This window comes from Candidatus Culexmicrobium sp., from assembly GCF_058356305.1.
On record NZ_JBTVBB010000047.1, the window covers coordinates 1 to 17,539 of the forward strand.

At 34.3% G+C, this 17,539-nt stretch carries 25 protein-coding genes; 13 read left to right on the forward strand and 12 right to left on the reverse strand.

Annotated features, from left to right (window positions below; translation table 11 throughout):
* Positions 1-91 precede the first annotated feature (91 nt).
* The 4 genes from ACW8TM_RS10895 (at position 92) to ACW8TM_RS10910 (ending at position 2,348) form a co-directional block, all read left to right on the forward strand.
* Positions 92-319: a hypothetical protein gene (locus ACW8TM_RS10895; protein ID WP_491533323.1), complete on the forward strand. Its 228-nt coding sequence runs from the start codon at positions 92-94 to the stop codon at positions 317-319.
* Positions 320-477: 158 nt separating this feature from the next.
* A complete protein-coding gene (locus tag ACW8TM_RS10900; RefSeq protein WP_491533324.1) occupies positions 478-708 on the forward strand; it encodes a cupin domain-containing protein in 231 nt (76 codons plus the stop codon).
* Positions 709-877: 169 nt separating this feature from the next.
* Positions 878-1,930: an FtsZ/tubulin family protein gene (locus ACW8TM_RS10905; protein WP_491533325.1), complete on the forward strand. Its 1,053-nt coding sequence runs from the start codon at positions 878-880 to the stop codon at positions 1,928-1,930.
* Positions 1,931-2,024: 94 nt separating this feature from the next.
* Positions 2,025-2,348, forward strand: a complete 324-nt coding sequence (locus tag ACW8TM_RS10910; RefSeq protein ID WP_491533326.1) for a hypothetical protein — start codon at positions 2,025-2,027, stop codon at positions 2,346-2,348.
* Between the two features lie 9 nt (positions 2,349-2,357).
* Here ACW8TM_RS10910 and ACW8TM_RS10915 read toward each other — a convergent pair whose 3' ends face one another.
* A complete protein-coding gene (locus ACW8TM_RS10915) occupies positions 2,358-3,023 on the reverse strand; it encodes a PolB1-binding protein PBP2 family protein (protein WP_491533328.1) in 666 nt (221 codons plus the stop codon).
* A gap of 100 nt (positions 3,024-3,123) precedes the next feature.
* Here ACW8TM_RS10915 and ACW8TM_RS10920 point away from each other — a divergent pair, with 100 nt between their 5' ends.
* Genes ACW8TM_RS10920 through ACW8TM_RS10930 form a run of 3 tightly spaced genes read left to right on the forward strand, consistent with a single transcriptional unit; the run spans position 3,124 to position 4,768 of the window.
* A complete protein-coding gene (locus ACW8TM_RS10920) occupies positions 3,124-3,528 on the forward strand; it encodes a hypothetical protein (RefSeq protein ID WP_491533329.1) in 405 nt (134 codons plus the stop codon).
* Complete coding sequence (locus ACW8TM_RS10925) at positions 3,525-4,595, forward strand: carbohydrate kinase family protein (RefSeq protein ID WP_491533330.1); 1,071 nt, start codon at positions 3,525-3,527, stop codon at positions 4,593-4,595. The genes ACW8TM_RS10920 and ACW8TM_RS10925 overlap by 4 nt, the downstream gene beginning before the upstream one ends.
* An 11-nt stretch (positions 4,596-4,606) precedes the next feature.
* A complete protein-coding gene (locus tag ACW8TM_RS10930; RefSeq protein ID WP_491533331.1) occupies positions 4,607-4,768 on the forward strand; it encodes an antitoxin VapB family protein in 162 nt (53 codons plus the stop codon).
* A 405-nt stretch (positions 4,769-5,173) separates the two neighbouring features.
* On the opposite strand, the gene map is transcribed toward ACW8TM_RS10930, so the two are convergent.
* The 3 genes from map to ACW8TM_RS10945 all read right to left on the reverse strand — a co-directional run bounded on the left by map (position 5,174) and on the right by ACW8TM_RS10945 (position 8,200).
* Positions 5,174-6,076 (reverse strand): type II methionyl aminopeptidase, encoded by a 903-nt coding sequence (gene map, locus ACW8TM_RS10935; RefSeq protein WP_491533332.1) that lies wholly within the window; start codon positions 6,074-6,076, stop codon positions 5,174-5,176.
* Positions 6,077-6,169: 93 nt separating this feature from the next.
* Entirely contained in the window at positions 6,170-7,072 is a 903-nt protein-coding gene (locus ACW8TM_RS10940) for a DUF4438 domain-containing protein (protein WP_491533333.1), read from the reverse strand.
* Between the two features lie 54 nt (positions 7,073-7,126).
* Complete coding sequence (locus ACW8TM_RS10945; protein WP_491533334.1) at positions 7,127-8,200, reverse strand: DUF711 family protein; 1,074 nt, start codon at positions 8,198-8,200, stop codon at positions 7,127-7,129.
* 65 nt (positions 8,201-8,265) lie between these two features.
* Between ACW8TM_RS10945 and ACW8TM_RS10950 the strand changes: the two genes are divergently transcribed.
* A complete protein-coding gene (locus tag ACW8TM_RS10950; protein WP_491533335.1) occupies positions 8,266-9,471 on the forward strand; it encodes a dipeptidase in 1,206 nt (401 codons plus the stop codon).
* Positions 9,472-9,475: 4 nt separating this feature from the next.
* Here the strand turns inward: ACW8TM_RS10950 and ACW8TM_RS10955 are convergent, their stop codons facing one another.
* On the reverse strand, positions 9,476-10,624 hold the full coding sequence (locus ACW8TM_RS10955) for an NAD(P)/FAD-dependent oxidoreductase (RefSeq protein WP_491533336.1): 1,149 nt from the start codon (positions 10,622-10,624) through the stop codon (positions 9,476-9,478).
* A gap of 107 nt (positions 10,625-10,731) precedes the next feature.
* Between ACW8TM_RS10955 and ACW8TM_RS10960 the strand changes: the two genes are divergently transcribed.
* On the forward strand, positions 10,732-11,496 hold the full coding sequence (locus tag ACW8TM_RS10960) for an HpcH/HpaI aldolase family protein (RefSeq protein ID WP_491533337.1): 765 nt from the start codon (positions 10,732-10,734) through the stop codon (positions 11,494-11,496).
* On the opposite strand, the gene ACW8TM_RS10965 is transcribed toward ACW8TM_RS10960, so the two are convergent.
* The 3 genes from ACW8TM_RS10965 to ACW8TM_RS10975 form a co-directional block, all read right to left on the reverse strand.
* On the reverse strand, positions 11,493-11,939 hold the full coding sequence (locus ACW8TM_RS10965) for a type II toxin-antitoxin system VapC family toxin (RefSeq protein ID WP_491533338.1): 447 nt from the start codon (positions 11,937-11,939) through the stop codon (positions 11,493-11,495). The genes ACW8TM_RS10960 and ACW8TM_RS10965 overlap by 4 nt on opposite strands.
* Positions 11,920-12,138: an AbrB/MazE/SpoVT family DNA-binding domain-containing protein gene (locus ACW8TM_RS10970; RefSeq protein WP_491533339.1), complete on the reverse strand. Its 219-nt coding sequence runs from the start codon at positions 12,136-12,138 to the stop codon at positions 11,920-11,922. Before ACW8TM_RS10970 ends, ACW8TM_RS10965 begins: the two co-directional genes overlap by 20 nt.
* A gap of 172 nt (positions 12,139-12,310) precedes the next feature.
* Complete coding sequence (locus tag ACW8TM_RS10975; RefSeq protein ID WP_491533340.1) at positions 12,311-12,751, reverse strand: hypothetical protein; 441 nt, start codon at positions 12,749-12,751, stop codon at positions 12,311-12,313.
* A 77-nt stretch (positions 12,752-12,828) separates the two neighbouring features.
* On the opposite strand from ACW8TM_RS10975, the gene ACW8TM_RS10980 reads away from it, so the two are divergent.
* From ACW8TM_RS10980 to ACW8TM_RS10990, 3 genes are all read left to right on the forward strand, one after another.
* Complete coding sequence (locus ACW8TM_RS10980; RefSeq protein WP_491533341.1) at positions 12,829-13,443, forward strand: hypothetical protein; 615 nt, start codon at positions 12,829-12,831, stop codon at positions 13,441-13,443.
* Positions 13,444-13,581: 138 nt separating this feature from the next.
* Positions 13,582-13,815, forward strand: a complete 234-nt coding sequence (locus ACW8TM_RS10985) for a hypothetical protein (protein WP_491533342.1) — start codon at positions 13,582-13,584, stop codon at positions 13,813-13,815.
* A gap of 47 nt (positions 13,816-13,862) precedes the next feature.
* Positions 13,863-13,997 (forward strand): hypothetical protein, encoded by a 135-nt coding sequence (locus ACW8TM_RS10990; protein WP_491533343.1) that lies wholly within the window; start codon positions 13,863-13,865, stop codon positions 13,995-13,997.
* A gap of 5 nt (positions 13,998-14,002) precedes the next feature.
* Here the strand turns inward: ACW8TM_RS10990 and ACW8TM_RS10995 are convergent, their stop codons facing one another.
* From ACW8TM_RS10995 to ACW8TM_RS11005, 3 genes are read right to left on the reverse strand one after another with little or no spacing between them, the layout of a single operon-like run.
* The gene (locus ACW8TM_RS10995) at positions 14,003-15,460 is read right to left on the reverse strand and encodes a tRNA uridine(34) 5-carboxymethylaminomethyl modification radical SAM/GNAT enzyme Elp3 (protein ID WP_491533344.1); all 1,458 of its coding nucleotides are present in this window, start codon (positions 15,458-15,460) and stop codon (positions 14,003-14,005) included.
* A 52-nt stretch (positions 15,461-15,512) separates the two neighbouring features.
* Positions 15,513-15,791 carry a PIN domain-containing protein gene (locus tag ACW8TM_RS11000; RefSeq protein WP_491533345.1) on the reverse strand — a complete coding sequence of 93 codons (279 nt, stop codon included), beginning with the start codon at positions 15,789-15,791 and terminating at the stop codon, positions 15,513-15,515.
* A 50-nt stretch (positions 15,792-15,841) separates the two neighbouring features.
* Positions 15,842-16,552: a class I SAM-dependent methyltransferase gene (locus ACW8TM_RS11005; protein WP_491533346.1), complete on the reverse strand. Its 711-nt coding sequence runs from the start codon at positions 16,550-16,552 to the stop codon at positions 15,842-15,844.
* Positions 16,553-16,688: 136 nt separating this feature from the next.
* Between ACW8TM_RS11005 and ACW8TM_RS11010 the strand changes: the two genes are divergently transcribed.
* On the forward strand, positions 16,689-17,210 hold the full coding sequence (locus ACW8TM_RS11010; RefSeq protein ID WP_491533347.1) for a PrsW family glutamic-type intramembrane protease: 522 nt from the start codon (positions 16,689-16,691) through the stop codon (positions 17,208-17,210).
* On the opposite strand, the gene ACW8TM_RS11015 is transcribed toward ACW8TM_RS11010, so the two are convergent.
* Positions 17,163-17,396 (reverse strand): DUF5817 domain-containing protein, encoded by a 234-nt coding sequence (locus ACW8TM_RS11015; protein WP_491533348.1) that lies wholly within the window; start codon positions 17,394-17,396, stop codon positions 17,163-17,165. The genes ACW8TM_RS11010 and ACW8TM_RS11015 overlap by 48 nt on opposite strands.
* Between the last annotated feature and the right edge of the window lie 143 nt (positions 17,397-17,539).

A 17,539-nucleotide genomic window follows, 5' to 3' on the forward strand; every position in this document is an offset into this window, starting at 1 on the left:
TCTATTTATCATCTATGATTTATCTATAAGCTATCTATTTCCCAGAATAAATAAATATTTGTTTAATATTATGTTTATATGGTGTTGCCTTATGAGTGAAATGATAGAGGTATTAGTTGAGGTCCCTAGAGCAATCGTTGATTTCCTAGAGGAATACCATAGATTTTTCAGGAAAGATTTCGATCTAAAAAACATAATACAAAAGGCTTTAGTGGACCTAGTTAATGCTCTAATAAATGAAATATCACGTGTCGAAGATAGAAGACGCTTCATTAAAGCCTATTATCTCGACGAATACGTTAAACCTAGATATGTATAATTTACGTTATATTGCATTTTTCATTACCGATAAAATTCTATTAAGGATTTATGTCGGTTGTTTCATTTGTTTTTGAGCTGTTTCTCTTTTTTAACCTCAACTTAAAAGACTAGATAAGATGGTTAATATCAAAGCAAGATGGTGCACCTAATTTTGCAATGAGACTTTTCAAAGTTGATATAAATGGCAACACACCATTACATTCACATCCTTGGGAGCATGAAGTATTTTTCCTTGAAGGTGAAGCGAAAGTTATAGTTGGTGACAAAGAGTATCACGCGAGTGAGGGGTATATTGCATATATACCACCAAATATTAAACATTCACTCATAAATATAGGTAAAAAACCGTTAAAGTTCATATGCATAATCCCAATAGCTCGAAGTTAAGTTAATCTAAAACAATTATTCATTTAATACTATAAATTTTTATTTAAACAAAAAATAAACGAAGCTTATAGATTTTGTTCAATATACATGATTTACTTAAAGCAATAGGCTTAATAATTTAAATTAGCAATATGTTTTAAGTAGAGATTTTTAGTGGAAAGTGGTTATTATGGGTGGAATATTATTTGTTGGTTGTGGAAGTGGTGGAGAAAGAATTCTATCAATAGCATATGCAACCTTCAAGAATCTTAGAAGCCCTGAAAACTTTTTCTTTGCAATGAACACGAGTAAGAAGGATCATGAAAGAGTGAAAACATACTTTGAAGAGAGAAAAATTACTTCATATAGTAACTTTATATTTTCAACTATTGGAGAAGAAGTTTTAAGTGGTTATGGAGCTGGAAAAGATCCGAAATTAGGATTGAAAGCTTATGAAACGGATAAAGGAAAAGTACTAAATAAGTTGAAGAGACTCCATAGAAAACATAAGTTCAAAATTGCTATGCCAATTGCCAGTCTGGGCGGTGGCTGTGGCACAATGACCATTGGAGAAATCGCCAATGATATAAGAGAGGAGTTAAATTTAAGGGTGATTCCACTTTGTACTATTCCCTTTAGACGTGAAGGTGAACTCTTAATTGGAAATGCAATTCTTGGATTAAAAAATCTACTTGCTAAGGGGTTAAGCCCATTAATATTTGATAATGAATTAATGATGAAATTTAGCCAAACAGTTGGAGAAGGAGTAGACAGAGCAAACATTATTATAACATCACTAATTTCAAGTCTAGTAGATTTAGTTGAATATGGTGGATTTGCAAATCCACCAATAGACATAGTAGACCTAACAAGACTAATACTTCCACAATGCGGCTTCTTTACAGTGGCATACCTAGATAATTACAAGGATTTCAAGAAGAAATGGAAAGACTTCTTTGAATTCAATAAATCGTTAGTTTCAAAACCTATACAGGGAACTAATGTATTCGTTATGTTTAAAGCTAGAAGTTTTCCACATGAAATGGCTGAAAAAGTTTTATCCTACCTAAGAGTAAAGTATAGGGCAAAGGAAATAATTCCATCAACACTGGAAGACAGGTCCTTCGGTGGATACATGGTTATGGCAATGGTTTGGGGTATGTCCATTAATGATATAAGGCCGCCCCTAAAGACAAAAAGACCATTAAGCGAGGAGATCTTAAAAGCCTTTAAGTTAACCTAATCAAATCATTAACAAAACTAGAAAAATTTAATTTGGTAATATTTCAATCATTTAATTAGCCCTACCTACAGCTCACCTTAAGAGGTGATTTGCTGTGGGTGGGAAACACAAGAAAAGTATAACTCAAATGGAAAAGCAACAGATGTTGGCAAAGCTAAAAACACTACGTGGAAAGAGGAAATATGAGGTAATGGAGAAAAACATTAGGAGTATTCTCGTCTCAGATGAATTAGTTAAACAAATTAAAAATGAAGTTCATAGTATGCGTTATATAACTCCTTCATCTATTGCATTGAAATATAATTTAAGATTAAGTGTTGCTAAGAATCTTCTTGAAAAGCTGGAAAACGAAGGAAAAATAATGAAAGTAACAAAGAATAGAAGGGTAATTATCTACAAACCAATTGCTGCCTCATGAAAAGTTGTCCTAAATAAATTCCGACAATTTTTTAGGCTTCTTTACCTTTGGAAGCTTAGAAGTAGCATTAATTACACCTATTGGCAAATATGTAACATACTCCATGTTAATTAGCTTCTTTAATATCAAGTCGGGGTTGGGAATACCCATAGCCTTTAAGTCTTGAAGAAATCTAATTACACCTACACTCCAATAATCATTTAAATATTCAATTGCATGTCGAAGATCTTCATCATCAATACTCTCTAATTCCTCTCGACTGGGAATTTCCTCTTCTTTAACTTCAACAGTGACTACAGCTTGACTTTGACCCCGCTTTTCTTCCTTTCTCTCTAAACTAGCTTTAAGCATCTCCTCTTCCCTTACTTTTTTAGGCTTCTCCCCTTCTTCAACCTTCCTTTCAACCTTTTCCTCTTCTCTATTTTCAATAATTTTTACTGAACGTGGTACTGGAAGGGCAACAACATAATTTTCAGGTTCAAAAAAGCCTTCAGGAGCTAGAATTTTACCCCAATTCACTAAGTCATTTAAAGCAATGCTTAAAGTTATGCTTCCAACATTATTTGTCTCAGCCCATTTAACTAGCTCATCAAAATTAACTTTACCCTTTTTTCTCGCAATAAAATTGTAGAGTTTATCTAGAATTTGCCGATAGTAAACATTTTCTTCAGTCAATAATTTTTACACCCCTAATCCAAATATTAATATGTATAGCTTCTATTTATCTTATTCAACAAGTATTTCAATGTCATGTAGACTACAATTATATGAGAACATGCCACGCAAACTAGAACAAAGGAGAAGAAGAACCGGATATATGTACTTTGTTGCTTCAGAAGTTAGAAGCAATATGATGTTGGATGACATACTTAACATTGTATTCACTAGAGCTGTTGAATATAAGAAGGCGGCAAAAATCATTCTAGAGGGAATAAAAGAAATAGCTAAAATTCATGGAAGAAAACCATTTTGGATCAATGACAGTGAAATGTCAGCATTAATTAATGAAAGGATAGGTAAAAATAAGAAAAGCTTAGCATATCGAGTCATATCTGAATTTTTAGTACCATTAGGATTCATAACTTATAGACCTGATGAAGGAAGATATTTCATAAGTAAGAGTTTTCACTTAGCACTCACAAGACTAGCAACGGCATACAATAAGTGGATGAGAACATGAATAAAAACCAAATAGCAAAACTAGTCAATAAATTGAAGGATTCTAAACCAAAATTCAAAGTAACAGCATTACCAGACTTCTTCATAGATCACTTCATAATATTCCCAAATTCTATCAATCAAATAATAGAAGACTTAAAATCAGTAGCTAGACGGAAAGGAGGAAACATCTTCAAAGGAAAACAATTTCTATTGAGAGGAGGATGTGCAGCAAATTTTGCTGCAGCACTTGGAAGATTAGGAGTAGATATAAACTTAATAACAGAAACAGATCAACTAGGATACTTAATTCTAAAATTTTTCTGTGAAGACGTGAATTTAAGTAGAGTTAAAGTTGGAGAGAACCAAGCCTTAACAACAGCACTTGAAGTAAAAGTCGAAGATGAAAGAGTTAATATAATGATTAGTTATCCAGGTCCAGGACAAAACTTCGGTCCAGAAAAATTGACAAATGAGGACTATGAAATCATTTTAAACTCTGATTTCATAGCAATTTTCAGCTGGAACATGAATAATAGGGGCACACAATTAATAGAAGAAGTATTTAGCAGAGTTAAAGAATCAGGAAAAGGGAAAACATATCTAGACATTGGAGATCCAACGTCAAAGAAACAAGAATTAAAAGTACTTCTAAAGAAAATATTGGAAAAAGACTTAATTGATGCATTTGGCGTTAATGAAAATGAGCTAAAACAAATACTTGAAGCATTAAACATAAAACAAAGTAATCAAAATTTACAACCACTTTTAAAGAAATTATCGTCAGAAGTCAATTTTAGAATAGATCTACACACCACCTCCTTTTCAGCAACTGCAGTCAATGGGAAAATAACAATTGCACCAGCATTCAAAGTTAAAGTGCTAAGAACTACAGGTGCAGGAGATTCATGGAATGCAGGCAACATTTATGGATGGGGAATAAAACTCAAGGATAAAGAACGATTAATAGTCGCAAATGCACTGGCAGCCTACTACATATCACACAAAGAACCAATTCACCCAAACATAAACCAACTAACTTCATTTCTAGAGTCGATAATTAGACCTAATGAGAACAATTCAAAATAACGTATTAATATATGAAAACAATAACAGTTAGAGAAGAAATCTATGAGAAACTCGTTAAATTAAAAGGAGAAGGCGAAAGCTTCTCAGATGTAATTGAAAGACTATTAAACAAACCTAAAATCAGCATAGGATTCTTCGCTGGAAAACTCAAAGATAGTGAAGCTTTAAAATAAGAATTCCATAGTTACTCCTTCTTTCAAGAATTAGGATAGTTAAGGCTTTTCTTGAAGTTCAAGGTAAAGTTATAGTGGTTGTTTCAAGTGTTCATGCATTATGCATGATGCTTCAAAGACTCTGCCTAGCAAGTTGGCATATAGGATTTACCATAAAATTAGCTTATTCCACGTATTCTTTTTCTATTGAAATATGTTAAGTTTTATCATAATTCATTGTTGATTGTGAGGAAGATTAGATGTAGTAATGGTAGAATATTTAGACATCATTAAATGACATCATTGAGAGTAGTAGTATTTGTATAGAAAGTCCTAGGTGGGCGAAGACAAAAATGTGCGATGTGAAATTAAAAGCATTATAAAAGCTGGACAATGTGCTTCTGAAATTTATTTACTATTAGTAGATTATGTGATAACTATTACTTCCCTCTCGGTAACTATCATCGTATGTTCTGCTTGTGCGACTGGTTCACCGCTGGCTTCGACCATTACCGGATATTCTTTTATGTATTTTTTGTCTTTTAAGTATTTGAAAGATCTTTCAAATTTCGGGTTACCAATTTTGTCTTTGAACCATCTTTTAGTGAAGGGTAGTGTTTGAAATTTCCTTTTAATTTCTAGGAATAGGTTTCTGGACATAGTTTCTTTTGGTGGTCTGTTTTGAGCTAAACGAAAGATGTGCCCTCCTCGCCTTCCAATAACTTCTCCTGCTCCATTTTTTGTTGTCGCGAAGGGTTCAATTGCATATGCATATCCTGGTTCAAGTTTATTGAACATGTCTCTGAAGGATTTAATGTTTGGTATTATTTTTCCTGTGTGAATTTTGTATCTTTCTAGCTGATGTCCTGCGAGATTTATTATTGGCTTGAAGCCATAATATTTAATTGTTTTCTCTATTGTTCCACTAATTTTTGAAATTCTAATGTTGGGTTCTAGTATTTTAATTACATTTTCTAAGGCTTCCTCAACTGCTATTATGAGTTCTTCATATTCAGAATTGATGTTAATGGTTATAGCTGAGTCTGCTATGAAACCATTATAATGTGCGCCAATATCTACTTTCACTAGTGATCCTACTGGAATTCTTTTAATACTTTTTGCTGGTGAGGTATAATGAGCTGCAATTTCATTTATGCATATGTTGCATGGGAATGCTGGTTTGCATCCTAGACTTCTAATTGTTTGCTCAACTGTTTCACATATGTCTATTAGTCTGGCGTTAGCTTTAATCGTGCCTTTAATTTTTACCTTGGCATATTTTACGGCTTTACCTGCCTTCAAGTAGTATTCAACTATTTCTTCAATCAATTTTAATCACATATTAACCTCATACAATTTAATCTTAAAAGTAGTACTCCGCGTAATTATTGTCCTGTGTAAAATAGAAAGAAGAGAATGAATTTATTTATAAATGTCTGGTCTAAGTTTCAAGTAGTATGCTATGTTTGCTTTCGAGTCTATTCTTGGAATTATTTTTCCAGTACTTGAAGTCATTATTGTTGTTACTCCTGGTCCATGGCCTGCAACTACACAGTCTGTATGTACTACTACGCCTATTGATATTGCACCCTTCTTATAGATTCTTCCATAGCTATGATCTGCATCTAGGATTGCAACGAAATCTCCTAGCCTTAGCGTGTCTAAATTATATTTCTTCCTTGTCTCTTCATCAAATAATTGTATATCATAGTCGCCTCGATAGACATTATTCGCTCCTAAACCTGAACCCATAACTGCAGCTGGAACTAAGTGTGTTACTGGGAACTCTATTTTGTCATCTTTAACTTCAATATCTATTTTCTCAAGTAAGGTTGGATCAATATTCATTACTTTTATTTCAGGGAAATCAAGTAACTTTAAGCCTAATCCAAATGCCTTCACTTGAACTTTATCGCCTATAACAAGTTTCTCCATTACCTCCTCTGGGAAGTCAATCATGACATGCTCAATTCCACCGTGTTTCCCTACCACGTAGCCCTTTTCACCCTTTGCATCTCCACTTACTACTTTTGCTTCATTTCCAATGCATGAAAGTACGTTTAATGCATAGTTTGGGGCATCTGATTGTGGCCCTGGATATTGGGATAAATTTTTAATGCTTACTCCAGGTTCAACATGGTCTGCCATCCATCCAACTGCTGGATCTCCAACTCTAACATTATATCTTATTCCACCTACACCTGGCAATACCAATGGTTCACCCTTAATCGATATCTTATATGGTGTTGGTCTAAATACTGGACTTGAAACCTCTCCGATAACTGAAACTTTCACTAATTTATCAACATTCATTCTTAACTTCATGGCTTGTCACCTACTAACTTCTTTATTTGAAGTATTTTTAAGTCTTAGTTTTAATTACTTTAGCTTCATAACTGGCGCTTTTCCGAGAAAACCTAAAGTTGCAATTTCACCCCATTTATTGTGTGTTAGAATCATCCTTATCCCAGACGGCTTATTCTTAGATGCTAAAACTGAGTATATGTCAAGTAGGAATGACTTTAGAGTCTTATCGTCCATTCTAGGTAAAACTGCTACATCAAATCCTGCCACGCATACTGATGTATATGAAAGTAGTTCATATGCGGTTAACATTCCACTCTCTCCAAGCTCCATTAACCTTGAATCTTCAGCATAGGGAAGCATAACCTCATTGAAGCCAATAATCTTAGGACTATTATTCACAGCTTCACTTATAATCTCATTGACTTTGAAAACACCATAATATGTACTTGGACTATTAAACTTGTTATTAGTAATTTTCTCAATCAACATTGCAACACTCTCCTCCATCCATGGAGAAAGTGACAGGTCAACTCCAAAATTCTCAATATTCATCTCTTTCGAAATAAAATTTAATGCTTCTATAGCCTTTTTATAGCAAATTCTAACTTTATTTTTTAAGTTATTATTATCTCCAACTGACTTAATAAGATCGTTTATATAGAGTAGTGCTGCTGTCACTCCAACCTTCCCTTTAATTGCAGTCGCTGAAGGAAAATATGGAGTCACAATATGCCCCCCTACTGTGAATGAAAATTTAATAAAGATTTCATAGTTAGAGCTATTAAGTGTTGTTTTCAATAGCTTTCTAAATAGATTCAATTCACTTAGGCCTCCAGCTAAACTTGTAAAAATCCGATTATAATCACTTAAAGCCTTAAGTATAATGTTAGGTTCACTATTAGACTTTGCATTCAAAGGAATTGCAATATAGTTAATTTTTTCATTTATATTTTTATCTAGGAAAACGCAAAGTTCATTTAATTTGCTAATTGATTGAGGTGTTACTGCCAACCTAATGGTCCAAATCTCAATTTTAAACCTTTTACTGGCTTCTTCGATTTTCTCAACAATTTTCGATGTGAATGAGGATAAATCCTCCTTTAATGCGTCAATGTCTATGAGAATTGTTAATGCACGAATCTTCATTCACTTTCACCTTGCTGATGTTAATGTTATATGAAAGTACTTCTTATAGTTTGCATTGGTGATTTATGTTGAAGGCTAAAAAATATGATGGATACACTTCATATCAATATTTAGAAGCTGGTGTAGACTATAAAGAATACAAGCTTACTAGGCAGGTGGATAGGGTTAAACCATATGAGATACCATTATCTAAAAGTGAGGAGGAAAGAGTTCAAGAAATACTTGAAAAATATGTTATAATTTCACTGCACGACCATCTGGAGATTTATCCTGAAGATCCATCTCAAATTTTGGATTATATTAGAAGGGGGAGAATGTGGATTGCCTATGAAGGATTGGCTTCATCAGGACTCGATGGAGTTTTTGCTGGGCTTTATGATGGAGTTGGATCAATTGAGTCTAGGGATCCATGGGCTTGGGGGAACATCATATATCAAATTGGAATGTTTCTCTCAGATTTAAAGCATCAGGAATTCTTGATTCTAGCTGAGAGAGTTGACGATATAATTTATGCATATGATAATGGAAGGGTTGCTGTAGTAATTCATCTTGAGGGAACTCCGAATATCGGGTCAAACATTGATAAAGTTGACATTCTATATGGTTTTGGTGTAAGATGCATGGGGATAACTTATAGTCAGGGTAACCAGTTTGGATCAGGATTGGCGGATAAGAGGGATAATGGTCTAACCGATTTAGGATATAGGCTTGTTGATAGGATGAATAAGCTTGGAATAACCATTGACTTAGCCCATGTAGGAGATAAAACATCCTTAGACGTCATTGAAGCCAGTAGATGCCCAGTATTCATTACACATGCAGGTGCAAGGGCTCTATGGTCTTCAAGGAGGATGAAGCCTGATGAAGTTATTCAGGCAATGGCTGAGAAGGGAGGAGTCATTGGAATTGAAGCTGCTCCACATACAACACTAACCATGAAGAATAGGGTTCATACAATAGAAGCGGTAATGGAGCACTTTGAATATATAGTCAAACTAGTTGGAATAGATCATGTAGCCTTCGGCCCTGATACAATATATGGAGATCACGTTGCAATCCATCACATATTCAGGGAGGAGCTAGCTATAAGCACAACTAAAAACAAGCTACCAGAATATAAAGAAGTTGAATATGTTGCAGGTCTTGAAAGTCCATCAGACTTCATTAACATTATAAAGTGGCTTGTAAAGCATGGATACTCGGATCAAGAAATAGAGAAAGTGGTTGGGAGGAACATTTTAAGAGTATTAAGGCAAACATGGAAGAAATAAATGGTCATAGGAGCCCTAAAATGTAGGATGCAACTATCTCTCCAATCTTTCTTGGCTTAATAAGGGATTTTATTAAACTTGTAAAATGCTCATCATAGTCCATCTCGGAAAGTATTTTGTCATTAAATCTCAACTTCCAACCGCCATGCATAATTGGTCTTATTAATCGATAATTCCTATTGCGAATAAGCTTACTTAACCTATAGGTTAATTTTAACCTTCTAATGAAGGGCTTCATTGCATCTAAATATTCCTTTATGAAGATTTTCCATTCGACTTCTCCATTAAGAAATCTTCTTAAATTTTTAGCTAAAATTTTTGAGGTCAACGTTATGGGATGGAGGCCTCCACCACTAATTGGCTTATTCATCTGAACTGCATCGCCAAGACCAATCACTCTACCAGCTACAAGTCTCCCTATTGGGCCGCAAATTATAGTTCCACCAAAATACTTGACAACACTTGGATTAGCAATCTTCCCATTCCTCACCAGTATCCTTTGAAGAGTTTTAAGCCTATCAATCAAATTTCGAGTGTTTTTTGAAGCTAAACCAATTATCACTCGATTCTCATCTTTAAAGGGAATAAGCCAAGAAAAAAGATCAGAGGAGAGGGGGGTTAAGTAAACCTCAATATTATCCGTGTACACTCTTGCCTTTAATTCTACCTGCAAACCTAAATAGTCATCGCTCACACTTATAAATCCTATTTTTCGTGAAAAAAATCTTCTAGAGCCTTCAGCTAAAATTAATAATTCACTTTTCAACAGCTTATTTTCCAGAAAGATTTTTCCATCACAAGTCATATTGTGAACCTTTGTATTTAGCTGGACTTTGACACCTCTATTTATACATTTCTGGTAGAGCCATTCTTCAAGTTCAATTCTATTTACCCTAACAGCTAAGGGTTTGCCTCTCCAAATTAGAATACCATCCCTGCTATAAATCCACATTTCATCATAGGTTGCTTCAATTAAGCCTCGGGGGAGATTTAGAGCATATGCCGTTTTAATGCTGATTAAACCTGCACAGTGCTCTGGATATCCAATACGCTTATGTTCCTCAAGGATGATTACGCCCTCACCCAGCATACTTGAAATTAAGAGACCTGCAAATCCACCTCCAATCACTGTAACTCTTGAAGCCTCAGACATCTCAATCAGTATGAATTTATTTTAAATCAGATATTATCCTTATTTATTTCCTATTCTAATCGAAGTCTATAATAGTAAAGTTGAATCTAGTTTTGATGGTGATTTAATTGAAAAACCATTTTAAACACTTGCTCGAGGAAGGTGGAATTGGTTTAGGAATATGGTTAACAATTAGGTGTACTGATGTAGCTGAACTAATTTCACAGCTAGGCTTCAATTGGGTTGTATTGGATATGGAACACTCACCACTATGTATAAGTGATGTACAAAATTTAATTCAAGTCATAGATGAAACAAAGACAACACCCATAGTAAGAGTAGCTTGGAATGATCCAGTTCTAGTTAAACTCGCTTTAGATGTAGGTGCACATGGAGTCTTAGTGCCATGGGTTAACACTAAGGAGGAAGCTGAACTCGCAGTTAAATCAGTTAGATATCCACCCAGGGGTATCCGAGGCTATGGGCCGAGAAGAGCAGCTGTGTACGGGCTGAAAATAAGAGAATACCTCGAAACAGCAGATAAGGAAGTAATGCTAATAATACAAGTTGAAACAGTTAAGGCGGTAGAAAACTTAGAAGAAATATTAACTGTTGAAGGAATAGATGCAGTCTTCATAGGTCCATACGACCTAGCAACATCATATGGATTCCTAGGAAACCCAGACCACTCAACAGTTCAAAAAGTAATAAATAAAATACTAGAAACATGCAGGAAGCATGGAAAGCCAGTAGGAATATTTGCATCACCTGCCACAGCCATCGACTACATTAAGAAAGGCTTCCAATTTGTAGCAATTGGAAGCGACATCGCTATACTAATGCAAGCATGCACGAACATACTAAACAGGATAAAAGTAGAGGCTACACTTTAAACAGTTCTTAGATCCAAGGCTTTTACTCCCAATTCTCTTTGTCTATCAATTATATATTTATCACTTGTAATTATTGGCAGTTTAAAGTAAGCTGCTGTCGCCACATGATAGGCATCAAAGTAGTGAAGTCTCCTTGACCCTCCATGCTGTTTGTATAATGTTAAAGCACTTATTGCAATTGAAGAATTTATGGGAAGAGCTTCATGGGGTATTGAAGCTACAGCTATAATAAAGTCTATTACCTTACTGATTTCCATACCCTTGGCTCTAAGTCCTGATATAATGTCGTCATAAAGTATTGAAGAAACAAATGCTTCCAATTGTCCCTTCAATATTTTATTAACAACTCTCTGAGACTTTTCAGCTAAACTACCCCCACCAATATAATATATGAAAACATCAGAGTCAAGAAGAAAATTTCCCTCAATCTCTTTTAAGAGCAAGTCTCTCACCAGCTTCCTCTAGTTCCTCTATACTCCACGGAATTTTAATGGAACCTCTCACATCTCTTGGATCCATTAAGGGAATTAGCTTAATACATTTTTCTTCAAGTAAGACTAGAAATCTTTTTGCTTTAACACGCTTTCTAACCTCAGATGGAAGAGTTAATCTTCCTCTATCATCCAAAGATACAACCATCATATTTATTCCCACAAAAGACTTTTATCACCCATAATAAATAAAGATTTCCCACTATCCATTAACAACACATTAAGACGATAGAAATCTAATATGAAATTTACTATAAATTTGAAAGCTCTGACCACATTAAAGGTTCTATAAAAATAAGAAAAGAAATAGAAATAAGAGAAAATTAACCTGGCGGGTATACTATGTACCAGCCAGAGTAACTAACAGTGTCGTAATGGTTATCTCGACTATTATCAATTATAATCCAATAATATCCACTTTCTGGTGCTTGAACTATAACTTCTCCACCATATACAGGGAAAACGATCACATACTTGTTCTCGTCGAATGCATTTTCTATACCAACATAAAAGACAACACTACCGTAAGGTGAATACCATATTGTTATTCCTACTTTTTGCCCTTTCTCGAGATAGTAAGGATACATGAAGTATCCTTCTTGCCATCCATATTGATCCTTATCTCCATGTAGTAAAACTCCTTGAATTTCCTCCATTTGTAATGGTTTAACTTTCTCTTTATCGCTCTGTTGTGTTTGACATAATGCTAAGAGTGGTGATATAAAGAAACTAAGTATCACTAGCATCATTAAAATCTTTTTCATTTTTAACATCATGGTTTAAAACCTCATCAAAGATTTAGGAATATATAAGTTTTTCTTTTCAATAGAAACAGATAAAAATGAGGAAAAGTAAGGAATACGCTTTCCTATTAATTTTGAGTATATTATTCATTGTTGTGTTACATAGTCACTTTTCGCCTGAAACAATAGGAGAAGAGCTTATAGTATATGTTGACAGAGATGTTTACATTGATTCATCTTTCGATGAAAGCTTTAACTATTCCTCATTGATGTGGAAGAAAGTAACATTCTGGGAGAAAGTGGGTTCAAGATTCTATTATGTCCCCCAATTCACCTATCCAGGTAGGATCATCTACAATTTCAGTAACCCTGATGGCGTATGGGTTTTCCTACTTAATAATGTGAGTCTACCTCGAGTGGTTGTTTATTTTGCAAGGTGGTTGAATAAGACTTCCTATGATTTTCTACTGGAGCAATTAAAGTTAAAACATTATTATATTGGACCTGATAGTCGGCCAGATATATCAGTAGTTTTTGGTGCTCCTCCAAGAACGTTTGGATATGTAAGATATGAGATAGCTAAACAGTCCAATGGATTGATTCGCATTGTAAGATATGCATATGATGGGAAAGGAGAGGTATCCACTTTGACAATTATAATTGATCCTTACCCTATTGGAGTATATAGAGTATATACAAGTAGACCAATATAAATCCAAAATCAATAAACTTTAATAATCGCCAGTATTGGTGAAGAATTTAATTGCTACTTCAGGTACATTTAGTGGTGTTATTCTGATCGTTAGAAAAGTAAAATAAATTGATTTTAATAGTTATTTTCGGTGGTTTTTATGTCGCTGTATGATTTGACCAGGCATCCTAGATTTCCGGAGTTTCTTACAAATATGCTATTGACTTTGAATCAGTTTTATACCCTGGATGATGAAATGAAGACTATTATTTTGAGAAGTTTTGAGAGCTGGCTTAAAAGAGTTGGCGAATCTGCTCCCACAACGGCTATATTTAAGTGTCCCCACTGCGGCAAACCTATAGAAGTAAGGATAACTGTTAGAAGTGCCATTTAAATATCTAAGTGGCTAATTGAATTGCTATGAATAAGGGGGCTTAGGTTATGGAGTTTATAAAATTATTCAGAGGAAGAGGAGGAGTTAATCCTAAAAACCTTCTTACCATTGTTGGAATAGTGAAAATGAAGAAAATTGTTAGATGGAGTGAAGAAATTGACAGGATACTTTACGATAAATAATGATTTTATTTTAAACGTTTATGCATATATGGGCTGTTCTTTAGTCTTTTGTAGCTATATTTTCTATAGTAGTCTCTTACTCCTATTCCTGATAGTATTAGCATTCGATTGCAGTCAAATTCTTCTTTAGCTATTTTTTCTGCTTCTCTCAGTAGTTTAGCACCCCATCCTCTGTGTTGCCATTCTATTTTTGGTGTCCATCCTACTGGTAGTTGTGGTCCATATACGTGGAGCTCACGTATTATGGCGGTTTTACTGGTTACTTCTGGTCTGTGGGCTTTTTCTGATGGTATTCTTAATCTTAGGAAGCCGATTAAGATGTCTTGGCTTGTGTCTTCGTATGATAGGAAAATTTCTGTTCCTCCACTTGCTTTATAAATTGTTTTTAATAGTTTAATTTCCTCTTTTTTAGGAATAATGTTCTTTTTTAGCATTAAATGACCAACCTCTCTGCAACGGATACAGTTACACTTTAACCCTCTCTTTTCAAGCGCCCAGTGCGCTAATTGTCTTAGATGTCCTTTGTCAACTCCGGCTTCAACAACATTTATTGGAATATCTCTTTGGATGCGTTGTATTCTGACCCATCTTGGTATTTTAGGGAGAACTTTGACCAGTAGTTCTATTGCCTCTTGAGTTGTTAATGGCTTATATTCTCCCCTTCGCCACATTTCATATAGCTTTGTTCCCTTCACAACTATTGTTGGGTATATTTTCAGCATGTCTGGCATGAAGTCTGAGTCACTAAATATGATCTCGAATACTTCTTCATCCATTTCTAAGTCGCTTCCAGGTAGGCCGGGCATGATGTGATAGCAAACTTTGAAACCACAATCCTTCAATATTCTAGTTGCCTCAATTGTGTCCTTAACAGTGTGGCCGCGCTCTAGATGTGATAGGATTTCTTCAAAGACCGTTTGAACTCCAATTTCAACTCTAGTTCCACCGAAATATAGCATTCTATCTGCTTGAACTTCCTTAGCCCAGTCAGGTCTAGTTTCAAAAGTCATTCCAACACATCTAATTTTAGCTTTCTCATTTCTTAGCTGAGCTTTTTCTAAGCTAATCCATTTGTCTGGCTTTTTCCTTGGATAACGGTTCATGGCTTCTAGGCACATGGTGACAAACCATTCTTGATAATCTAGAGGCATTGCTGGGAAGGTTCCACCCATAATTATCAATTCAACCTTTGAAGGTGTATAGCCGAGTATCTCATAATGTCTAAGTCTAAGTCTCACTTGTTCGTAGGGATCATAATTGCATTGTTGAGCTCTCATTAAGGCTGGCTCCTTTCCATAATAGCTTTGAGGAGTGTTAAAGTCTGGGCCTCCTGGACAATATATGCACTTTCCATGTGGACATGGATATGGCATTGACATAACTGCAACTACAGTTACCCCTGAAATAATTCGGACAGGCTTACGCTTAGACTTAAGTACTCGCTGTATATCTAGTTTAACCACTCAATCACACCACTCAAATATATTTAACACGTAGATTTGAAGATATTGGAAATCAATCCTCAATGAAAAATATATTACTGTTCGTCCATTTCTTAATCCTATCTATAAGTGGCTTAAATTCCTTCTCAACTTTGTAGAATAATGCGGGTATGTTAAATTTTTTGGATGAAGCTAAGGTGTAACAACCAGCAAGACTTACGGGGAAAGCACATTTACATTCGGCAACAAGCATTCTAAGATGATCTAAGCTTATAATTTCAAGATATCCTGATTCGATTAAAAGATTCGTTCGTTTTCTTGCTTCATTCATTCCAAGTAGGCGACATAACATATAAGGTTTCTGTAATAAAATTCAAAAATAATATTAATTAACTTTAAGGATCATATATGCTTAATGGCGATTACAATGTGATTTTCATCAAAAAATTTGGATTTAAAGCTTTTTCCATATACCTTAATGATTTTTAGGCCAGAGGCTTTGACCATTTTAATCGTTTCTCTCCTTGAAAATAGATGGTAAAATCTCTGGAAAGTGCCTCTTTTAGTTTTCCATGAAACATAGATGTCTCCAAATTCTTGGACTTGTCGAGTTATGTATTTCCATACCATTTTTGGAATTTTTTTGAAAAATCGCGGCTGATATTTTGCCCATACACTTAGAATAAGTTTTCCCTTGGGCTTTAGAATTCTTCGAACTTCCATTAAAGCCTTTACTCTCTCTTTTGAGTTTGGTATGTGGTGGATTGTTGCTAGGCATATAGCCGAGTCTATGGAGTTAGATTTTATTGCTATATAGTTTAGGTCGCAATTTAACGTATGTAGCAAATATTTTTTATTGATCTTCTTGGCTTTATCAAGTGTTATTTTAAGCATTTTTCTTGATAGGTCTATTGATATTACTTCACACCCTTCTTGGATTGCTGCAATTGAGTTTCTTCCAGGACCACATCCTAAATCTACTATTAGATTTCCCTTTTTTGATATTAGATAAACTTCATCCCATGGCTTCCTTCTGGTAGCATTGAATTCTCTTGATATTTCATCGAAAACCTTCATTAACTCTAGTTTTATTTTCGTTATCCTGTTAGTCATTGATAATCACTTGGCATTTAATATCTTTAGACTAGTTAGACTTATAGTTAACTTTAATCATACTATGTCTCAATCGATTAATTTTAATATTTGATTTTTATGGGAAATAATAGTGGCATTGTGATAGGATGATAAAATGAATGTAAAAACATTGAAATATGAATGTTTTAAAATTGCATTGAGTTCGGGCGTTTTGACAAGCATATTGTCTATAATAGCAAGTTCTTTAACTATGAATTTAATTAGATTTCTGGGTTTATCGTCGAATGGGAAGGAACTTTTCATATTAGCTTGTATTGTTGCACCAATAATTGAGGAAATTCTTAAACCTATAGGATTAATTTTTTGTAATGATTTAGTTGGATGTTTTGAAATGCGTGATTGGTTTTCACTTGGTGGGGTAGCTGGACTTGGTTTTGCCGTTTTAGAGAATTCATTTTACTTTACTTCAACATTATTTTCTAAAGGTAGAAGGTTAGCTATTGCAATTTTTATATTTAGAACTTTTACTACAACTCCGATGCATATAATTGCATCTGCATTAACTGGAGCAGGTATTGGACTTTGGAGAAAGGGTAGGAAGATTTTTACTCCATTAACATTTACTTGTTCAATTCTCATCCATAGTGTGTTTAACTTTATAATTGTTAGTCGCTAAAAATTTCATTTTAAATTTCTTAGTAAGCATTGAGACTTTATTGTGATTATTTGTTTCAGTCAATATTTTAGATTTTGAGAGTTTAACTCTTCTTCCACATCTGAAGCACGTATATGTTTTTACTCTTCCTTTGATTGCTCTCACTTCGTTGCAATAGGGACATTTTACTATTAGGTATCTGCTCATAACTATCACTTTAGTAGACTTTCTATTTCTATTATTTTGAAAATATAGATTAAACTTGCGAGATTATATTAATAATTCACTGTTGAAAACCATATAAAATTTAGATGTATTCATCATATTTTAGATTGAAAATTTAAATGTAA

What these genes read in the sequence shown, in the direction of transcription:
- ACW8TM_RS10895 (WP_491533323.1), top strand. Translation starts at nt 92, where the DNA reads ATGAGTGAAATGATAGAGGTATTAGTTGAGGTCCCTAGAGCAATCGTT.
- ACW8TM_RS10900 (WP_491533324.1), top strand. Translation starts at nt 478, where the DNA reads ATGAGACTTTTCAAAGTTGATATAAATGGCAACACACCATTACATTCA.
- ACW8TM_RS10905 (WP_491533325.1), top strand. Translation starts at nt 878, where the DNA reads ATGGGTGGAATATTATTTGTTGGTTGTGGAAGTGGTGGAGAAAGAATT.
- ACW8TM_RS10920 (WP_491533329.1), top strand. Translation starts at nt 3,124, where the DNA reads ATGCCACGCAAACTAGAACAAAGGAGAAGAAGAACCGGATATATGTAC.
- ACW8TM_RS10925 (WP_491533330.1), top strand. Translation starts at nt 3,525, where the DNA reads ATGAATAAAAACCAAATAGCAAAACTAGTCAATAAATTGAAGGATTCT.
- ACW8TM_RS10930 (WP_491533331.1), top strand. Translation starts at nt 4,607, where the DNA reads ATGAAAACAATAACAGTTAGAGAAGAAATCTATGAGAAACTCGTTAAA.
- ACW8TM_RS10940 (WP_491533333.1), bottom strand. Translation starts at nt 7,072, where the DNA reads ATGAAGTTAAGAATGAATGTTGATAAATTAGTGAAAGTTTCAGTTATC.
- ACW8TM_RS10945 (WP_491533334.1), bottom strand. Translation starts at nt 8,200, where the DNA reads ATGAAGATTCGTGCATTAACAATTCTCATAGACATTGACGCATTAAAG.
- ACW8TM_RS10950 (WP_491533335.1), top strand. Translation starts at nt 8,266, where the DNA reads ATGTTGAAGGCTAAAAAATATGATGGATACACTTCATATCAATATTTA.
- ACW8TM_RS10955 (WP_491533336.1), bottom strand. Translation starts at nt 10,624, where the DNA reads ATGTCTGAGGCTTCAAGAGTTACAGTGATTGGAGGTGGATTTGCAGGT.
- ACW8TM_RS10970 (WP_491533339.1), bottom strand. Translation starts at nt 12,138, where the DNA reads ATGATGGTTGTATCTTTGGATGATAGAGGAAGATTAACTCTTCCATCT.
- ACW8TM_RS10975 (WP_491533340.1), bottom strand. Translation starts at nt 12,751, where the DNA reads ATGAAAAAGATTTTAATGATGCTAGTGATACTTAGTTTCTTTATATCA.
- ACW8TM_RS10980 (WP_491533341.1), top strand. Translation starts at nt 12,829, where the DNA reads ATGAGGAAAAGTAAGGAATACGCTTTCCTATTAATTTTGAGTATATTA.
- ACW8TM_RS10985 (WP_491533342.1), top strand. Translation starts at nt 13,582, where the DNA reads ATGTCGCTGTATGATTTGACCAGGCATCCTAGATTTCCGGAGTTTCTT.
- ACW8TM_RS10990 (WP_491533343.1), top strand. Translation starts at nt 13,863, where the DNA reads ATGGAGTTTATAAAATTATTCAGAGGAAGAGGAGGAGTTAATCCTAAA.
- ACW8TM_RS11000 (WP_491533345.1), bottom strand. Translation starts at nt 15,791, where the DNA reads ATGTTATGTCGCCTACTTGGAATGAATGAAGCAAGAAAACGAACGAAT.
- ACW8TM_RS11005 (WP_491533346.1), bottom strand. Translation starts at nt 16,552, where the DNA reads ATGACTAACAGGATAACGAAAATAAAACTAGAGTTAATGAAGGTTTTC.
- ACW8TM_RS11010 (WP_491533347.1), top strand. Translation starts at nt 16,689, where the DNA reads ATGAATGTAAAAACATTGAAATATGAATGTTTTAAAATTGCATTGAGT.
- ACW8TM_RS11015 (WP_491533348.1), bottom strand. Translation starts at nt 17,396, where the DNA reads ATGAGCAGATACCTAATAGTAAAATGTCCCTATTGCAACGAAGTGAGA.